This window comes from Trinickia acidisoli (assembly GCF_017315725.1).
Lineage (GTDB): Bacteria > Pseudomonadota > Gammaproteobacteria > Burkholderiales > Burkholderiaceae > Trinickia > Trinickia acidisoli.
This window is the reverse complement of record NZ_JAFLRG010000001.1, coordinates 2,258,461-2,275,128: the sequence shown is the minus strand read 5'-3', so window position 1 is coordinate 2,275,128 and position 16,668 is coordinate 2,258,461. Positions and strand designations below refer to the sequence as shown.

Genomic DNA, 16,668 nt, shown 5'->3' with positions numbered 1-16,668 from the left:
GTCGATCTCCTTGGTTCAGCCCATGCCGCGGCCGTAACGGCGCTCGAGCACACGGTAGTAGGTGAGCATGATGACGAGGTTGGCGGCGAGCAGCAGTAGCGCGATCGTCGCGCCGAGCGGCCAGTTCAGCGAGCCGAGAAATTCGTCGTAGACGGCCGTGGCGGCGACCTTCAAGCGGCGTCCGCCGAGCAGGCCCGGAATCGCGAACGCGCTGGCCGACAACCCGAACACCATCAAGCTGCCCGACAGCATGCCCGGCATGATCTGCGGCAACACGATGCGGCGCAGCGTCGTCGCGGGCGAGGCCATCAGCGAGAGCGCGGCTTGCTCGGTCTGCGGATCGAGCTTTTGCAACGCCGTCCAGACCGGAATCACCATGAACGGCAGCATGACGTGCACGAGCGCGATGACGATCGCAAAGTCCGTGTATTCGAGCTTGTACGGCCCGAGGCCGAGCACGCCGAGGGCTTGATTGACGACGCCGGCCGGCCCGAGCAGCATGCTCCAGCCGAATGCGCGGACGACGACCGAGACCAGCAGCGGTGCAAGGATCACGAGCAGAAACGTCGAACGCCACGGATCGCGCATCTTCGACAGGACGTAGGCTTCAGGCGTGCCGATCGCGGCGCACAGTACGGTGGTAATCGCCGCGATGCCGAACGTGCGCAAGAAGATCGTTTGGTAGTACGAAGAACTCAAAACGTTGACGTAGTTGCCGAACTGGAACGCGGCGATCGGTCCGCTCGTGGGATCGAACCGATAGAACGTCAAGACGAACGTCATCGCGAGCGGGACGAGCACGAGCGCGGAGAATAGCGCGAACGCGGGGGCGCACAGCGCCCACATCGGCAGATAAGCGCGCCAAGGCGCACGGGTACCTGCGCGCAGCGCCATAGGCGTCGAGGTGCGACGAGTGCCTGCTTCGAGCGTTGCATCAGTCATGTCGTGCTCCCGCGGAGACGAAGCGCACCGCTTCGCGCTTCCAATCGATGCCGACCGCTTCGCCCTCGGCGATGGGCTCGTCGCCTTCGTTCTGGCAGCAAACGAGCACTTCGCCAAGCCTGCAATCGACGCGATAGAGCCACTGGCTGCCCAAGAAGAAACGGCTCGTCACGGTGGCGGGCAAGCGGCCGGACCCCGATGCGTTCAGATGCACCTTCTCCGGCCGAATGCACACCGTCACGGCATCGCCGATACGCGGAGCATCGCTTTGCCGCCCGTGCGGGGCGTGGCCGACTTCGATGCGATCGGCACCGACGTCCACATGCGTGTGCGCGTCGTCGGTCGCGACGACGGTGCCCGAAAACAGATTGGCTTTGCCGATGAACTCCGAGACGAAGCGATTCTCCGGGCGCTCGTAAGCCCGATACGGCGTGTCCACTTGCGTGATGCGGCCCGCTTCCATGACGACGACGCGGTCGCTGATCGAGAGCGCCTCCGACTGATCGTGCGTGACCATGATCGTCGTCGTGCCGATTCGGCGCTGGATGGTCCGCAATTCGAACTGCATCTCTTCGCGTAGTTTGGCGTCGAGGTTCGACATCGGCTCATCGAGCAGCAAGACGGGCGGGGCGATCACGATTGCGCGCGCTATCGCGACGCGCTGACGCTGGCCACCCGACAACTCGCGCGGAAAGCGATCGGCCAGCGCATCGAGACGCACGAGCGAGAGCGCGTCGCGCACGCGCGCTTCGCTTTCGGCTTTGCCGACGCGGCGCATTTCGAGGCCGAAGCGCACGTTTTGCGCGACCGTCATATGCGGAAACAACGCATAGCTTTGGAAGACGATGCCGAGCCCGCGCTGATTCGGCTTCATGTCGGTGATGTCGCGGCCGTCGAGAACGATGCGGCCGCTCGTCGTTTCGACGAAGCCGGCGATCATCTGCAACGTCGTTGTCTTGCCGCAACCCGAGGGGCCGAGCAGCGACACGAATTCGCCTTTTTCTACCGACAAATTCAAATCGGTGACCGCGTGCAGATTGCCGAACGACTTCGAAACATCGGCAAGCGTGAGGAACGACATGATTCGGCTCCCTATAAGCGAGGCCCTTGCGATGTTATTACGAAGTGCTTACGAGGTACTCGGGCATCGGGGCATCAGGCACAGCCGATTCTGTCCAGCCATATAGGTCGCGTCAATTTAGAATTCCGTTCATCGATAGGAAAAGCAGAAATATTCCGATAAACGGAACACGAGAGCGCTTGAGAGGTAGACGAATTTCACGGCGTGCAGTGAGGGTTTCCCCTTGCACGTCAAGAGCCCAAAGCGAGCAACGCCAAAAAGCTGCGATACTGCGCGGGCGAACGAATTGCAGAAAAGCATTCCATTGAGTGAAACGGAGGATTGCCCTATGAGCGATAAGGCAACGCGAGACGATGCGAGCAAAGGCGGCGACGAAAGCACGGATACGCCCGGTGTTGGAATGCTGCCGCGCGCGTTCGCGCTCGTGCGTGCGCTGGCGTCGCTGCAAGCGAGCGGCGCACGTGTGACACAGCTTGCGAAGGCCGTGGGGCTGACGCAGGGAACGACGCATCGAATTCTGCGCGCGCTGATCGCGGAGGGCATCGTCGAGCAGGACGAGCGCTCGAAGCTCTATCGGCTCGGCGTCGATTTTTTTGCGCTCGCGGCGCAGGCCGGCAATCCCGGCGGCATCCGCGCACTGTGCCGGCCCGCATTGTTGCGGCTGTGCGCGAGCCTGGGCGAGACGATCTTCTTGCTGGCCAAGAGCGGCTTCGATGCGGTATGCCTCGATCTTTGCGAGGGCCCATTCCCGATTCGCTCGTTTACGAACGACGTGGGCGGCCGGATCGCTCTCGGCGTCGGGCAAGGGAGTCTCGCGATCCTCGCGTTTCTGCCCGAGGCCGAGCGTGAAGAGATCATCCGCTTCAACGTGCCGCGCATCCGCGGCTATGGCGTGCTCGATGAGGTATATCTGCGCACGGAGATCGAGCGCGTGCGGCAGCTCGGCTATGCCGCGCGCAACAGCGGCGTGCTCGAAGGCATGGCGGGCGTCGCCGTGCCGATTCTCGATCAGACGGGTTGCGCCGTGGCCGCTTTGAGCGTGGGCACGCTGGCGTCGCGGCTCGGCGACGACCGTCTGCCGATGGTGGTCGAACTGTTGAAACGTCAGGCCGACTCGATCGGCCCGCTGACCAATCCCTTCGACGTCGCGCTCAAGCGGCGTCCCGCACATGGTCTCGCCGCGACGACCGATGCTTGACGCGTTGCGTGACGATATGACTCTATCGGCGGCAACGGGCGTGCCCAACTCCAACTCCGGTAAACTCACGCCTTTCGCTCGTATTTCTCCGCTCAGATCATGACTCAAGACGAACTCAAACGATTGGTTGGCCAAGCCGCCGCCGACTATGTCAATGCCAACGTGGCCGACGGCGCCGTGATCGGCGTCGGCACCGGCTCGACCGCGAACTGTTTCATCGATGCGATTGCGACCCACAAGCACCGCTACCGCGGCGCGGTGTCGAGCTCGATCGCCACGACTGCGCGGCTGCAGCAGCACGGCATCAAGGTGTTCGATCTGAACGAAATCGAATCGCTGCCGGTGTATGTCGACGGCGCCGACGAAATCGACCCGAAAGGCGCCATGATCAAAGGCGGCGGCGGGGCGCTGACGCGCGAGAAGATCGTCGCTTCGGTGTCCGAGGTATTCGTTTGCATCGCCGACGCGTCCAAGCGCGTGCCGGTGCTCGGCGGCTATCCGCTGCCGGTCGAGGTCGTGCCGATGGCCCGCACCGCGATCGGGCGCCGGCTGATGGCGCTCGGCGGCGTGCCTGTGCTGCGCGTGACGCAAGACGGTGCGCCTTACGTCACTGACAACGGCAACGAAATCCTCGACGTCAAACGGTTGACGATCAGCGACCCCTGCGCGCTCGAAGCCGAGATCAACGCGTGGCCGGGCGTCGTCACCGTCGGCTTGTTCGCGAGCCGCGGCGCCGATTTCTGCCTACTCGGCACGGACCAAGGCGTCGAGGCGATCGACTACCGCTCGATTCGCTAAATCAAAAAGCGAATCCAACCCGCGCTGAAAGTCGTTCGAGCGATTATTTAGGGATCCGAAGCATTCGCCTCGATCCCTGCCGCTCGACGGCCCTCGTTGTACAGCTCAGATCACCGTATCCGTTTGCTGAAGACTGGGCAGCAAGCGGTCGAACTCGCGCTTCACGAGCCCATAGCATTCGCAGGCGCGCGTTTCGAGGCCTTTCCGGTCGAGCACTTTGATGTGCCCGCGGCTGTGATGGATCAAACCTTGATCATGCAGCTTGCCGGCAGCTTCCGTAATGCCTTCGCGCCGCACGCCGAGCATATCGGCGATCAACTGCTGCGTCACGGCCAGCTCGTTCGTTGCGGCGCGGTCGATCTCGATCAGCAGCCAACGACATAGTTGCTTGCTCAACGAATGATGCCGATTGCAGGCGGCTGTCTGCGCAACCTGCGTCAGCAGCGCTTGCATGTAGAGCAGCATCAGCCGGCGCAGCAAATCGGAACGCGCGATTTCCTGCTTGAGCTGTTGCGCGCTCATCCGATAGGCGAAGCCGGAGCATTGCACTTGTACGCGGCTCGGCATCGTTTCGCCGCCCGTGAGCACTTGTACGCCCGTCATGCCCTCGCGGCCGACGGCGGCGAGCTCGACCGAGCCGCCGTCTTCCATCATCGAGAGGATCGAGATGATGGCCGTCGTCGGGAAATAAACGTGATGGATCTTATGCCCGCAGTCGCAAAGCAATTGTTCCGTACGGAGATGGACCAATTCAAGATGTGGCGTCAGCGCTTGCCATTCTTGCGACGGCAGTGCGCCGAGTAGGTGATTGCCGTGGAGGTCGGATTGTAGCGTCAACATGATCGGTCCTCGGTGGTTTGCCGCGGCGTGCGCCCTGTGCGCACGTGCTCTTGCGGCTTCTTGTTGCTGGGCCGGCGATTTTCGCGAGCAACGTTAAAAGCGAACCGTCATCGGTTCGGTGCTCGCAGGTCCGGCGTGTTTGGCCTGTCTCCCTGGCCGTGGCGCCGTCTGTGCGGCAGCGCTCGGTTTGCGAGCCGAGTTCAGCGAGGATCATGCCAAGCCCTGTGGCAGCGGGGCTTGACGTGCGACGGTCGATGCCGCATCGCTGCCAATGTGGGCTACCCCCGCTTTTTGTTTCAAATCTGCACAATCGCCTCGACGCCGGCACTCCTATCGAGGCGCTTTCAAATTGATGGCTTAAGTCGTTGATCGGCTTGAGCTTTGACGGAGCGCTCGCGCGGCGTGCGTATCCGCATCCGCGCGCGGCGGCATGGCGCGAGCGTGCGGTGCCCTCGCGATTTGATTCAGTTGTGTTGCACGACGCACGCAGTGCGTTGCGATGCCTCCTTTCGTCGGACCTGGCTCACGCCTGATGCGCTAGGGTCCTCGGGCCGGGCCGTTTCAAACGCTTGGCGGCGGCGCGCGGCCCAAGGCTTCAACAGCGCCGCGGCAAGGCTGCGGCGCGGCGATGCGACGTTGCTCGTTCGGATAAAAAGCGGCGCGTCGTAAATGACTCATTGTTGAGACACGGCGGAAATACGGTGTCGTTGCGTAAATGCCCCAATGGCCAATGAAGTCCTCGATGTGAGTGCGATGGCGAACGGTAGTACGAGTTCACGCGACGTACCGTGCAGCCATGACGATTCGTCTTACATTGTTTCGGACAACGAAATGTTTCGCCCGCGGTCGAATGTATGGCAGACGTAGAGCGCGCAGGGCAGCGTGGCGCGTTGGCGAAAAATTATGCAGGTGTCCGAAATAAATGGGAGCGCGTGAGCGCGATGCCCTGGTGCGACGACGAATCGGTGTGCGGTCGCACCATTTCGTCAGAGGGATAACCCTGTTCAGGCGTTTCCCAATGGCGCGCCGCGACGGATCGAAGCACCGTATCGCTTACCGGCCGCGGTTTTGCGAAAGGTGCGCAATGAAACAGGCAAAGAAGCGTCGCATGGCGCATCGGGGGGAATTATGGAGCAGGGCAAAGACCGTTCGCTGGTGAGCAAGGTCATGGACGGGCTCGTCAGCGGGATCGTCGAGGAAAAGTACGGCGCGATTCTGCCGCCGCAGGACGTGCTGTCGAAAGAGTTCGACGTGAGCCGCACGGTCATGCGCGAAGCGCTGTCGATGTTGCTAGCGCGCGATATGCTCGACGTCCGGCCGAAGGTGGGCACGCGTATCCGGCCGATGCGCGATTGGCGCATGATCGACGAGGACGTCGTGAATTGGCGGTTTCGCGCGAAGCCCGATCCGCAATTCATGCGCGACGTCATCGAGTTTCGGATGCTGATCGAGCCGCGTGCCGCGGGGCAAGCGGCCTCGCGCGCAAGCGTGGCGGAAGTGGCGGCGATCCGCGAGGCGTTCGAGGTGTTTAAAACGCTCGCGCCGGGCGACGCCGGCTATCAAGCGGCCGACGAACTGTTGCATACGCGCATCGTCCATGCGAGCGGCAATCAGTTTTTCCAACAGATGGCGGCCATTATTCGCGGCGCGCTGTCGGCCACGCATCCGATGCTGAGCCAGAAGCCGGGTGCATGGGAGATTTCGGTGCGCACGCACGAGCGCCTCGTCGAAGCGATCGAACGTCGAGATCCCAAGGAAGCCGAAGCGGCGGCGCTTGCCGTCATCGACTTTGCAGCCGACGAAATCAGCCGCGAATTTTCGGTGGAAATGCCGAACCGTCGATAGCGAAATATGCATGATATGAAAAGACCGGCGACAGAATGCGCCGGTCTTTTCATTTAAAGAAAGAAGTGATCGTTCTTCTCATTTCGCGGGAATAGAACATATCGCGTCGCGCAGCGTCTTATCATGGCGGGCACTATTGGCCATTGGCCTATACCGCGAATACCGCGGACGGATGGAGCAATCGATCCGTCGTGCAACGAAGAAGGGATTAGACGATGAGCGAAATTCGAACGATCAAATGGGGCGTTGTGGGCGCAGGGCACATCGCGCGCCGCTTCGCTCAAGGGCTCGCGCATGTTCGCGATGCGCGAATTGCGCGCGTATGGTCGCGTCGCGGCGAAAGCGTGGCGGCGTTCGTCGAGCGATACGGGGGAGATGCATGCGACAGCTTGGATGCGCTGCTCGCGAGCGACGTCGACGCTGTCTACATCGCCACGCTCAACGACAGCCACGCGCAATACGCGCGCGCGGCGCTTTTGGCCGGCAAGCACGTGCTCTGCGAAAAGCCCGCGACGCTCAACAGGCGTCAGCTCGAAACCGTGCTAGAGACAGCGCGTGCCTCGCAACGCCTTTTCATGGAGGCGATGAAGCCGCCGTTCTTTCCGCTCTATCGCAAGTTGCGCGCGCATCTACAAGACGATCCGATCGGGCCCGTGGGTCTTGTTCGCGCCGGTTGTTCGATGGCCAACGTGCCGCCCGATCATCCGTCGTTCTCGCTGGCCGAAGGGGGCGGTGCGCTGCTCGATATCGGCATCTACGAAATGTTCCTCGCCGTCGATTGGCTCGGCGCGCCGCTCGACGTGCATACGTTAGGGCGGCTCGGGCGCTCGGGCGTCGATACGTTCGCGAGCGTGCACAGCCGGCATGAAGCCGGCGTTGCGCAACTCTTTTGCGGGCTCGATTTGGACGGTAAGGGCGATGCGCTGCTCGCGGGGCCGCATGGCCATGTCTGGATTCACGAGAAGTGGTGGAATCCCGTACGTGCCACCGTCAGTTATGTCGACGGTCGCGTGGTCGAACTGAACGTGCCTTTCGAAGGCGGCGGCCTCAACTACGAGACGGAGCATTTTTGCGAGCTGATTCGCGCGGGTGTGCTCGAGAGCCCCGTCATGACGCACGCAAAGTCGCTACAGATGGTGTCGATGACCGATGCGGCGCGTGCGGCGCTCGGGCTGGTTTTTCCGGGCGAGTAGCGCCGGCAGTGCTACGATGCGGCCTCGTGTTCGCCGTATCGTCCACCTCTTTGCCCTGGGGCGGCCGGCGGCGCGAAGTTCAAGATCGTTCAACGAGGAGCGGCTTTTCATGTCCAAGCATTTCGCCAATCTGTGGCGCTCGAACAAGAATCTGATCGCCTTTCTGTTTCTGATGGTGCTGTTTCGCAGTGCGATTGCGGATTGGAATGTCGTGCCGAGCGGCTCGATGCTGCCGACGATTCGCATCGGCGATCGCATCTTCGTGGACAAGATGGCGTACGACCTGCGCGTGCCGCTCACGCATATCTCGCTCGTGCATTTGGGCGACCCACGGCGCGGCGACATCGTCACGATCGATTCAAAGGCCGCTCACGAGTTGCTCGTCAAGCGCGTGATCGGGGTGCCGGGCGATGTCGTCGCGCTGCGCGACAACGTGCTCTACGTGAACGGCGTGCGTGCCGACTATCGGCCGCTCGCCAAGCCGCCGATGCATGACGTGCCGCCGGGCGCGGGCGTCTATTTGACGGAGCGATTCGACGGCGTCTCGCACGTCGTGCGCCTTTCGCCAATGGCACCGAGCCCCATGAGCTCGTTCGGGCCCGTGACGGTGCCGGCGGGCGAGTACCTGATGCTTGGCGATAATCGCGACGACAGCGCCGATTCCCGCTATTTCGGTTTCATGCCGCGCAAGGAGGTCATGGGGCGCGCGCGCAACGTGGCATTTTCGCTCGATCCGTCGCACTTCTTTTTACCGCGCTTGAGCCGGTTCGGTGCCCCGCTCGACCAGCCGCTCGCTTCGAACTGATCGAACCGATCCAACCGATCCAACCGATCCAACCGCTCAATGGCGCGTCGGCAAGGCGAGCCGGCGCTCGTAGCGGTGCTGCACCCATTCGAGCACTTGGCACAGCACCCAGTAGACGCCCGCCGCGGCGAGGTAGAGCGGTAGCGGCTGATAGGTCGATGCGATGATCTCCTGCGCGCTGCGTAAGAGTTCGGTGACCGTAATGACCGAGACGAGCGACGTGTCCTTGATGAGGCTGATCAGGCTGTTCGACAGGCTGGGCACGGCGATACGCAGCGCCTGCGGCCCGATCACGTAGCGCAGGGTTTGGCGGCGCGAGAGCCCGAGACTATAGGCGGCGAGCCATTGGCCTCGCTGGATGCCGTTGATCGCGCCGCGCATGCTTTCCGATAGATACGCCGCGACGTTCGCCGATAGCGCGATGACGCCGGCCGGCGTGGGATCGAGCGAGATCCCGATACTTGGCAGTCCGTAATAAATGACGAAGATCTGCACGAGCAGCGGTGTACCGCGCATGATGCTCACGTAGATCCGCGCGATCCAATTGAGCGGCTTGCTGTGGCTGATGCCCATCAGCGCAAGGAAGACGGCTGCGACGAGCCCGAAGATCATCGACAGAACCGCGAACTTGACCGTCAAGACGGCGCCCTGCGCGAGCACGGGCATCGATTGAACGAGCAGGGTGGTGGTGGACATGGCGTTTATTGTTAAGGACCGCTAACGAGTTTTGCCGGTAAGCGCTGCGTACGCGAGCGCACATGATATACGCGCCACAAAAGCGAAGGGCGGCATCTATGTGATGCCGCCCTCGTGCGCTTAACTGTCCGGCTTGCCGTTTATTTGGCTGTCGGCTTCGTCACGTCGATACCAAACCACTTGTCGGAAATCTTCGCGAACGTCCCATCGGCTTCGAGTTGCGCCATCGCATCGTCGATCGCCTTCGCAAATTTCGGATTGTCCTTCTTGAACGGAATCCCCGAAGGATTGGCCGAGCCGACCATCGCACCGGGGCGCAGCGGCAACTGCGAGTTCTTGAGCAGGTAAGCCACCATCAAGCGGTCGTTCAGCGCTGCGTCGATGCGCCCGGCCGAAAGATCGCTCAGGTACTCGGGCGCGCCCGGATACGTCTTGACGTCGATGCCCGGCACCGACTTCGCCATGTCCATGTAGTTCGTGCCTAGACCGACGCCGAGCTTATGTCCCTTCAAGTCTTCGAGCGACTTGAATTGGCGATCGTCGTTCTTGCGCTGAATCAGCTCGGCACCCGAGAACGTGTAGCCGGGTGAAAAATCGAGCGCCTTTTGGCGTTCGGGGGTGATGCCGACCTGATTGACGATCACGTCGAACTTGCCCGCTTGCAACCCGGCGATGATCCCGCTCCACTCGGTCGTGATGAACTCGGGCTTCACGCCGAGCTTCGCGGCGACGGCCTTGGCGATGTCGACGTCGAACCCGACGAGCTCGCCGTTCGCCGCCTTCGAGTCGAACGGCGGGAACGTCCCTTCGCAGCCGATGCGCAGCGTGCCGCGCGCTTTGACTTGATCGAGCAGATCCTCGGCGTGCGCCGTGGCCGCTACGAAGGTCATGCCGATCAACCCGGCCGTCAGGATGTGCTTGAGCTTCGTTAGTTTCATCGTCTTCGTCTCCTTGGGAACCTCTGAACAGGTTCTGCTGATGCGTTGCCGATCGGCCGGAAGGGCCGATTTTTTTGGGGTGGGTCTGAAATACGCCCGATTTCCCGCTGATCCCGTGGCTTTTCGCCCCGGTGTGCGCCCGCTGGGCGTGCAGCGGACGCATCTTCCCCGCTTACGTCAGCATCGCTCGCCTCGCCAGATAGAGATTGGTCAGCCCGATCAAGGTGAACACTTGGGCCGCGTTCTTCGCCAGTCCCTTGTAGCGCACCTTGCTATAGCCGAATTGCCGCTTGATAACGCGAAACACATGCTCGACTCGGCTGCGAATCGACGACATCTTCCGGTTGAACCGCTTGTTCGCCCCGGACAGCTTGTGCTGCGCGCTCGCTTTGAGCGACACGCCCCAGAACACGCCTGCCTGACGCGCCGCGCGCTTGATGCGATTATCGACGTAGCCTTTGTCGCCGAATACGGCCCGGTCGTCTTCGCGCAGCAGTTTGGGCAACTGGCTCACATCCGGCGCGTTGGCCGGCGTCACCGAGACCGTATGGACCAGTCCGCTGTCCACGTCTGCTCCCACATGAATCTTCATGCCGAAGAACCAGTTGTTGCCCTTTTTCGTCTGGTGCATCTGGGGATCGCGTTGCTTGCTCTCGTTCTTGGTCGACGGCGGTGCATGAATGATCGTCGCATCGACCATCGTGCCGCCCTTGAGCAGCAGGCCCTTGCCCTCCAGCACCTCGTTGATCGTGTTCATGATCGCTGCCATCAACCGGTGCTGCTCCAGCAGGCGCCGAAACTTCAGGATCGTCGTTTCGTCCGGCATCGACTCGTCGAACAGGTCCAGCTTCGCGAACGCCCGCATGCACGGCACGTCATAGAGCGTGTCTTCCATGCCCGGATCGGACAAGTTGAACCATTGCTGCATGAAGTAAATGCGCAGCATCGTTTCCAAGCCGCGCGGCCGGCGACCTCGGCCCGCTTTCGGGTAGTGCGGTTCGATCAATGCAATCAGCTTCGCCCACGGCACCACCTGCTCCATCTCTTCGAGGAACCGCTCGCGCTTGGTCCTGCGTTTCTTGCCCGTCTCGGCCAGCGTTGCAAAGCTGATCTGCTTCATCGTCCTTCTTGTTCTTGGTTCGTTCGTGTCGGCGAGCATCTTACCCACAAGCCCCCGGGTCGTCACTTGATCAGAGGTTCCCTTGGCAAAGCGCACCAGCGCGCCTTCGCGAGTGCAGCCATGATAGCGAAATTGCAATCAGGCCATAAATATCGTTTGTTTATGTCTATATACGTGCCGTATGCATGTGAGCGATCGCGTCGACGCATTCGCCGACGAGCGCCGGGCCGCGATAGATGAACCCGGTATAGACCTGCACGAGCGACGCCCCTGCGGCGAGTTTCGCCACGGCGTCCTCGCCCGAGGCGATGCCGCCCACGCCGATGATGGCGACTGCATCGCCCACTTGCGCGCGCAGCTTGCGGATGACGGCGTTCGATGCATCGAAGACGGGCTTGCCCGATAGCCCGCCGGTTTCGTCCGCATGCGCCATGCCTGTGACGGCTGCGCGAGAGAGCGTGGTATTGGTGGCGATGACGCCTTCGATGCCGTGGCGCAGCAGCGTGTCGGCGATCGCCTCGATCTGCTCGTCGTCGAGATCGGGCGCGATCTTCAGCGCGAGCGGCACGAGCTTGCCGTGCAGGTCGGCGAGACGCTGCTGCTTGTCCTTCAGCGCGCCAATGAGCGCGTCGAGTTCGTTCGCGCCTTGCAGTTGCCGCAAGTTCTTCGTGTTCGGCGACGAGATGTTGATCGTCACATAGCTCGCAAACGGATAGACGCGTTCGAGGCAGTACAAATAATCTTCGGCGGCGCGCTCGATCGGCGTATCGGCGTTCTTGCCGATGTTCAGGCCGAGCGGCCCGCGATAGCGCGCGGCCTGCACGTTCTTGACGAACTGATCGACGCCGTCGTTGTTGAAGCCCATTCGGTTGATGAGCGCGCCCGCTTCGGGAAGCCGGAAGATGCGCGGGCGGGGATTGCCGGGCTGCGCGCGCGGCGTGACGGTGCCGACCTCGATGAAACCGAAGCCGAGTGCGGCGAGCCCGTCGATGCAGGCGCCTTCCTTGTCGAGCCCGGCCGCGAGGCCGACCGGATTGCGGAAGGCAATGCCCATCACGGTACGCGGCAAATCGGGCACGTGCGGCGCGAGTAGGCGCGCAAGCCCGGTGCGGCCGGCGGCGCCGAGCATGCCTAGCGTGAGGTGGTGGGCATCTTCCGCATCCATGCGAAAGAGACGGCTGCGAACGAGCGGGTAAAGGGAGCTGAGCACGGAAGGGTCGGTGGGAAAAAGAAAACCGGCTATTTTAGCGGTTTCGGTCAGGGTGCCGGACACTGGCGTGGTAATTCGCGCGACCGCGTGGCGCGGCCGCCGCCACTTGCCGGATTGCCGAGCGCGCGTCGACCCCTGCGTCAGGTGCGAGCGGCATCGGTAGCCGTGGTGCCGAGCGGCGCCCAGCATCCGTCCACGAGCCCTTCGAGCGGCCGGAAATTCGCCTTGTAAGCCATCTTCGGGCTCTCACGTATCCAGTAGCCGAGATAGACGTATGGCAGCCCCAGGCTCCGCGCTTGCTCGATTTGCCAAAGGATGTTGTAGGTGCCGTAGCTCGCGTGCGGCGCGTCCGGTTCGAAGAACGTATAGACCGACGAGAGGCCGTCGCCGAGGATATCGATCATGCTGACCATGCGTAGTGCGCCGGCATCGCTTGGCGAATCGGGCGGCTCACGGAACTCGACGAGGCGCGAGTTGATCCGGCTGTGCAGCAGGAATTGCTCGTACTGGTCCCGGCTGTCGCGATCCATCCCGCCGCCCGCATGACGCGCGGCCTGGTAGCGCATGTAGAGCACATAGTGCTCTTCTTCGTAGTGCAGCGGCGCGACCGAGGCGACGAGTGTCCCATGCCGCTTCCAGATGCGCCGCTGCGTGCGGTTCGGCGCAAACGCGGCCACCGGTACGCGCACGGGCACGCAGGCGCGGCAGCCTTCGCAATAGGGCCGGTAGGTGAACACGCCCGAGCGCCGGAATCCAGCCTTGACAAGCTCGGTGTAGACATCGGAGTTGATCAGGTGGCTCGGCGTTGCGACTTGCGAGCGCGCGATGCGGCCTTCCAGATAGCTGCAGGGATAGGGCGCGGTCGCGTAAAACTGCAGTGCGGAAAGCGGTGAAAGCGGCAGCTCATTCGGGTGAGTCATCGGCGGCTCTCAATGCATCGTCCGTTGTTCTAGCGTGCCGCCTCGACCATCGGCGGGCGGCGCGAGCGTCAACCTACACCGCATGCGGCAGGACTTCGAGCAGCGCCGTTTTATCGAAGCACCACGGTATCGGTGCCTCGGCCACGGCGGTGCCGACATGGGCGACGAACGTCTTGCGCGCGATTTCGCGCCCGCCAAGGGACGCCAAATGCGGCGTGTTCTGCTGGCAGTCTATCATTTCTATTTCGTGACGGCGCAGGTGCCCGACGAGCGCTGCTAGCGCGATCTTCGACGCGTCGCTCACGTGCGCGAACATCGATTCGCCGAAGAACATCCTGCCGAGCGAGACGCCGTAGAGGCCGCCCACGCGCTGGCCGTCGAGCCACGCTTCGATACTGTGCGCATTGCCGATGCGATGCAGCGACGCGTACGCATCGATGATCTCGGCAGTGATCCAAGTGCCGCGCTGGCCGCGGCGCGGCGCTTGCGCGCAACTGCGCATGACGGCGGGGAAGTCGGCATCGACGCGCACGTCCCAGCGCGGATCGTGCAGCACGCGCTTGAGCGTTTTGCGCAGCGACGGCGAGACTTTGAATTCGCGCGGCAGCAGCACCATCCGCGGATCGGGGCTCCACCACAGAACGGGCTGGCCGTCCGAGTACCACGGAAAGATGCCTTGGCGGTAGGCTTCGACAACCCGCCATGGCAGCAGATCGGAACTGGCGGCAAGCAAGCCGGGCGCGCCGCTCGCGTGGCCGAGCGCGCGCTCGACGGGCGGAAAGGGATCGTCGGGGCCGAGCCAAGGAACCATGCGCTCAGCCGTCGCGCAGCGAGCGGAAGATGTCGCCGGTATGCAGCCCGTAGCTGCCGGCCGAACGGTCAGCGAAGAAAAAGCGTAGCGTTTGTCCCACCGTCGGGAAGGCGATGTCGTCCCACGGGATGTCCGCCTCGTCGAACAGGCGTACTTCCAGGCTCTCCTCGCCGGCCTCGACGTTGATATCGAGCAGACGGGCGAGATAGAACATATGCACTTGATGGACGTGCGGGACGTTCAGCAGCGAGAACAAATGCTGCACCTCCACACGCGCGCCGGCTTCCTCGAGCGTTTCGCGCGAGGCGGCTTCGGCCGTCGTCTCGCCCATTTCCATGAAGCCCGCCGGCAGGGTCCAATAGCCGTAGCGCGGCTCGATTGCGCGACGGCACAGCAGCACCTTGTCTTCCCAGACGGGAACGGTGCCCACGACGTTGCGGGGATTCTGATAATGCACGGTGCCGCAGCTTTCGCAGACGAAACGCTCGCGATTGTCACCGGGTGGAATGCGTAAGCTGACTGCGTGGCCGCAGACTGAGCAGAATTTCATAGGGGGCGCGCGGAACAGAGTGATGCGAGTGTATCACCGGGCGCGCGGCGTGCTGCACGCCGCCGTTATGTTCGGACCCCGTGCCGCCCGATGCAAAAAAAGAGCCGGGCATTGCCCGGCTCGGTGCGTATGCGGCGCGTCGGTGCGATCAGCCGAAGAGCTTCATGGCCTGGGTCAGGGTATTGACGACGCCCCAGATCAGCGGGATGAGCACGTAGGCCCAAAACACGATGAGACTGAGGGCGCTCGTTTGCTGGGTGGTTTGCGTAGCGTTTTCCATTGCCCGGATCTCCTTAGCCTTCCGCCGCGAGTTGTGCGTCGCTCATGTGATGCTTGGCGTCGACGCGCTTGACGAGCAAGTTGCAGATAAAGCCGACGACGAGCAGCGCGGCCATGATGTGGACCGTCATCGTGTAGGCATCGGCCTTGGCAACGCCGTGTGCGACCTCATAGGCGCGGATGTAGTTCACGAGTACCGGGCCTGCCACGCCGGCGGCGGCCCATGCCGTCAGCAGGCGTCCGTGAATGCCGCCGACGAAGGCCGTGCCGAACAGATCGGCCAGATACGCCGGAACGGTGGAGAACCCGCCGCCGTACATCGACAGAATCACGCAATACGAGAGCACGAACAAAGCGATGTTGCCCGTCGTCGCGAAGTTGGGCACGAAGTAATAGAGCACGGCGCCGAGCACGAAGAACACGGAGTAGGTGTTCTTGCGCCCGAGCTTGTCCGAGGACGAGGCCCAAACGAATCGCCCGCCCATGTTGAACAGCGAGAGCAGACCGACGAAACCGGCCGCGGCGGCCGGCGTCACCGTGTTCTTGAAGCTTTCCTGAATCATGACGGACGCCTGGCCGAGAATGCCGATGCCGGCCGTCACGTTCAGGAACAGCACGAGCCAGACGAGGTAGAACTGCGGCGTCGTCAGGGCTTGATCGATGTGCACGTGATTGCGCGTGATCATCTTGTGCGCCGTGTCGGGAGGCACCCAGCCGGCCGGCTTCCAATCGGCCGGCGGCACGCGGATCGCCAGTGCGCCGATCGTCATCGAGATGAAGTAGACGATGCCGAGCACGACGAACGTTTCTGCCACGCCCACGCTCGTCGCGCTTTTGAAGTGCTTCATCAGCGCTACCGAGAGCGGCGCGGCAATCATCGCGCCGCCGCCGAAGCCCATGATGGCCATGCCCGTCGCCATGCCGCGGCGGTCGGGGAACCAGCGGATCAGCGTGGACACGGGCGAGACGTAGCCGAGGCCGAGCCCGATCCCGCCGATCACGCCGTAGCCGAGATACAGCAGCACGATCTGATGCAGCCATACCCCAATCGCGGAAATCAGGAAGCCGCCACCGAAACAGCACGCAGCCGTCAACATCGTGCGGCGCGGCCCGACGTGTTCGAGCCACTTGCCCGCGAACGCGGCCGACAGCCCGAGGAAGACGATCGCCAACGAGAAGATCCAGCCGAGCGTGGTCAGCGACCAGTCATTGGGTGCCGATTGCGTGATGCCGATGACTTTCGTCAATGGCCCGTTGAACACGGAGAAGGCATAGGCCTGGCCGATGCACAGGTGCACCGCGAGGGCGGCGGGAGGCACCATCCAGCGCGAAAAACCGGGCTTGGCAACGGTCGCTTGCTTCGAAAAAAATGGGGGTGCGCCGGCGAGGCCGGTCGGGTCGGTCATGCTGTTCACAGGGGGTCTCCATAACTATCGTTGTTG

Annotated in this window: 17 protein-coding genes; 5 read left to right on the top strand and 12 right to left on the bottom strand. The window is 62.8% G+C overall.

Annotation, left to right across the window (positions count from 1 at the left end; genetic code table 11):
• Positions 1–15: 15 nt before the first annotated feature.
• Entirely contained in the window at positions 16–894 is an 879-nt protein-coding gene (locus J3485_RS10495; protein ID WP_242538737.1) for an ABC transporter permease, read from the bottom strand.
• Positions 895–934: 40 nt separating this feature from the next.
• On the bottom strand, positions 935–2,023 hold the full coding sequence (locus J3485_RS10490) for an ABC transporter ATP-binding protein (RefSeq protein ID WP_206952401.1): 1,089 nt from the start codon (positions 2,021–2,023) through the stop codon (positions 935–937).
• 328 nt (positions 2,024–2,351) lie between these two features.
• Between J3485_RS10490 and J3485_RS10485 the strand changes: the two genes are divergently transcribed.
• Positions 2,352–3,221 carry an IclR family transcriptional regulator gene (locus tag J3485_RS10485; protein WP_206952400.1) on the top strand — a complete coding sequence of 290 codons (870 nt, stop codon included), beginning with the start codon at positions 2,352–2,354 and terminating at the stop codon, positions 3,219–3,221.
• Positions 3,222–3,320: 99 nt separating this feature from the next.
• Positions 3,321–4,019, top strand: a complete 699-nt coding sequence (gene rpiA, locus J3485_RS10480) for a ribose-5-phosphate isomerase RpiA (RefSeq protein ID WP_206952399.1) — start codon at positions 3,321–3,323, stop codon at positions 4,017–4,019.
• A gap of 105 nt (positions 4,020–4,124) precedes the next feature.
• Here rpiA and J3485_RS10475 read toward each other — a convergent pair whose 3' ends face one another.
• The gene (locus J3485_RS10475; protein ID WP_206952398.1) at positions 4,125–4,859 is read right to left on the bottom strand and encodes a Crp/Fnr family transcriptional regulator; all 735 of its coding nucleotides are present in this window, start codon (positions 4,857–4,859) and stop codon (positions 4,125–4,127) included.
• A 1,128-nt stretch (positions 4,860–5,987) separates the two neighbouring features.
• Here J3485_RS10475 and J3485_RS10470 point away from each other — a divergent pair.
• The 3 genes from J3485_RS10470 (at position 5,988) to lepB (ending at position 8,702) form a co-directional block, all read left to right on the top strand.
• Complete coding sequence (locus J3485_RS10470) at positions 5,988–6,704, top strand: FadR/GntR family transcriptional regulator (protein WP_206952397.1); 717 nt, start codon at positions 5,988–5,990, stop codon at positions 6,702–6,704.
• Positions 6,705–6,919: 215 nt separating this feature from the next.
• Positions 6,920–7,897, top strand: coding sequence for a Gfo/Idh/MocA family protein (locus J3485_RS10465; protein ID WP_206952396.1), 978 nt, complete (start codon positions 6,920–6,922; stop codon positions 7,895–7,897).
• Between the two features lie 109 nt (positions 7,898–8,006).
• Positions 8,007–8,702, top strand: coding sequence for a signal peptidase I (lepB, locus tag J3485_RS10460; RefSeq protein WP_206952395.1), 696 nt, complete (start codon positions 8,007–8,009; stop codon positions 8,700–8,702).
• Between the two features lie 36 nt (positions 8,703–8,738).
• Here lepB and J3485_RS10455 read toward each other — a convergent pair whose 3' ends face one another.
• The 9 genes from J3485_RS10455 to J3485_RS10415 form a co-directional block, all read right to left on the bottom strand.
• Entirely contained in the window at positions 8,739–9,398 is a 660-nt protein-coding gene (locus J3485_RS10455) for an amino acid ABC transporter permease (RefSeq protein WP_206952394.1), read from the bottom strand.
• Between the two features lie 140 nt (positions 9,399–9,538).
• Positions 9,539–10,336: a cystine ABC transporter substrate-binding protein gene (locus tag J3485_RS10450; RefSeq protein ID WP_206952393.1), complete on the bottom strand. Its 798-nt coding sequence runs from the start codon at positions 10,334–10,336 to the stop codon at positions 9,539–9,541.
• A 172-nt stretch (positions 10,337–10,508) separates the two neighbouring features.
• On the bottom strand, positions 10,509–11,456 hold the full coding sequence (locus J3485_RS10445) for an IS5 family transposase (protein WP_206952392.1): 948 nt from the start codon (positions 11,454–11,456) through the stop codon (positions 10,509–10,511).
• A gap of 166 nt (positions 11,457–11,622) precedes the next feature.
• On the bottom strand, positions 11,623–12,666 hold the full coding sequence (locus J3485_RS10440) for a quinone-dependent dihydroorotate dehydrogenase (protein WP_206952391.1): 1,044 nt from the start codon (positions 12,664–12,666) through the stop codon (positions 11,623–11,625).
• Between the two features lie 140 nt (positions 12,667–12,806).
• Entirely contained in the window at positions 12,807–13,586 is a 780-nt protein-coding gene (locus J3485_RS10435; RefSeq protein WP_206952390.1) for an arginyltransferase, read from the bottom strand.
• A gap of 73 nt (positions 13,587–13,659) precedes the next feature.
• The gene (gene aat, locus J3485_RS10430) at positions 13,660–14,397 is read right to left on the bottom strand and encodes a leucyl/phenylalanyl-tRNA--protein transferase (RefSeq protein WP_206952389.1); all 738 of its coding nucleotides are present in this window, start codon (positions 14,395–14,397) and stop codon (positions 13,660–13,662) included.
• A gap of 4 nt (positions 14,398–14,401) precedes the next feature.
• Complete coding sequence (locus tag J3485_RS10425; RefSeq protein WP_206952388.1) at positions 14,402–14,947, bottom strand: NUDIX hydrolase; 546 nt, start codon at positions 14,945–14,947, stop codon at positions 14,402–14,404.
• A 148-nt stretch (positions 14,948–15,095) separates the two neighbouring features.
• Positions 15,096–15,227: an MFS transporter small subunit gene (locus J3485_RS10420; RefSeq protein ID WP_206952387.1), complete on the bottom strand. Its 132-nt coding sequence runs from the start codon at positions 15,225–15,227 to the stop codon at positions 15,096–15,098.
• A gap of 13 nt (positions 15,228–15,240) precedes the next feature.
• A complete protein-coding gene (locus J3485_RS10415) occupies positions 15,241–16,641 on the bottom strand; it encodes an L-lactate MFS transporter (RefSeq protein WP_206952386.1) in 1,401 nt (466 codons plus the stop codon).
• Between the last annotated feature and the right edge of the window lie 27 nt (positions 16,642–16,668).

Coding starts and splice junctions, on each gene's coding strand:
- J3485_RS10485 (WP_206952400.1), top strand. CDS start 2,352: ATGAGCGATAAGGCAACGCGAGACGATGCGAGCAAAGGCGGCGACGAA.
- J3485_RS10445 (WP_206952392.1), bottom strand. CDS start 11,456: ATGAAGCAGATCAGCTTTGCAACGCTGGCCGAGACGGGCAAGAAACGC.
- J3485_RS10465 (WP_206952396.1), top strand. CDS start 6,920: ATGAGCGAAATTCGAACGATCAAATGGGGCGTTGTGGGCGCAGGGCAC.
- J3485_RS10450 (WP_206952393.1), bottom strand. CDS start 10,336: ATGAAACTAACGAAGCTCAAGCACATCCTGACGGCCGGGTTGATCGGC.
- J3485_RS10455 (WP_206952394.1), bottom strand. CDS start 9,398: ATGTCCACCACCACCCTGCTCGTTCAATCGATGCCCGTGCTCGCGCAG.
- J3485_RS10490 (WP_206952401.1), bottom strand. CDS start 2,023: ATGTCGTTCCTCACGCTTGCCGATGTTTCGAAGTCGTTCGGCAATCTG.
- J3485_RS10425 (WP_206952388.1), bottom strand. CDS start 14,947: ATGAAATTCTGCTCAGTCTGCGGCCACGCAGTCAGCTTACGCATTCCA.
- J3485_RS10475 (WP_206952398.1), bottom strand. CDS start 4,859: ATGTTGACGCTACAATCCGACCTCCACGGCAATCACCTACTCGGCGCA.
- J3485_RS10420 (WP_206952387.1), bottom strand. CDS start 15,227: ATGGAAAACGCTACGCAAACCACCCAGCAAACGAGCGCCCTCAGTCTC.
- J3485_RS10470 (WP_206952397.1), top strand. CDS start 5,988: ATGGAGCAGGGCAAAGACCGTTCGCTGGTGAGCAAGGTCATGGACGGG.
- lepB (WP_206952395.1), top strand. CDS start 8,007: ATGTCCAAGCATTTCGCCAATCTGTGGCGCTCGAACAAGAATCTGATC.
- J3485_RS10435 (WP_206952390.1), bottom strand. CDS start 13,586: ATGACTCACCCGAATGAGCTGCCGCTTTCACCGCTTTCCGCACTGCAG.
- rpiA (WP_206952399.1), top strand. CDS start 3,321: ATGACTCAAGACGAACTCAAACGATTGGTTGGCCAAGCCGCCGCCGAC.
- J3485_RS10495 (WP_242538737.1), bottom strand. CDS start 894: ATGGCGCTGCGCGCAGGTACCCGTGCGCCTTGGCGCGCTTATCTGCCG.
- aat (WP_206952389.1), bottom strand. CDS start 14,397: ATGGTTCCTTGGCTCGGCCCCGACGATCCCTTTCCGCCCGTCGAGCGC.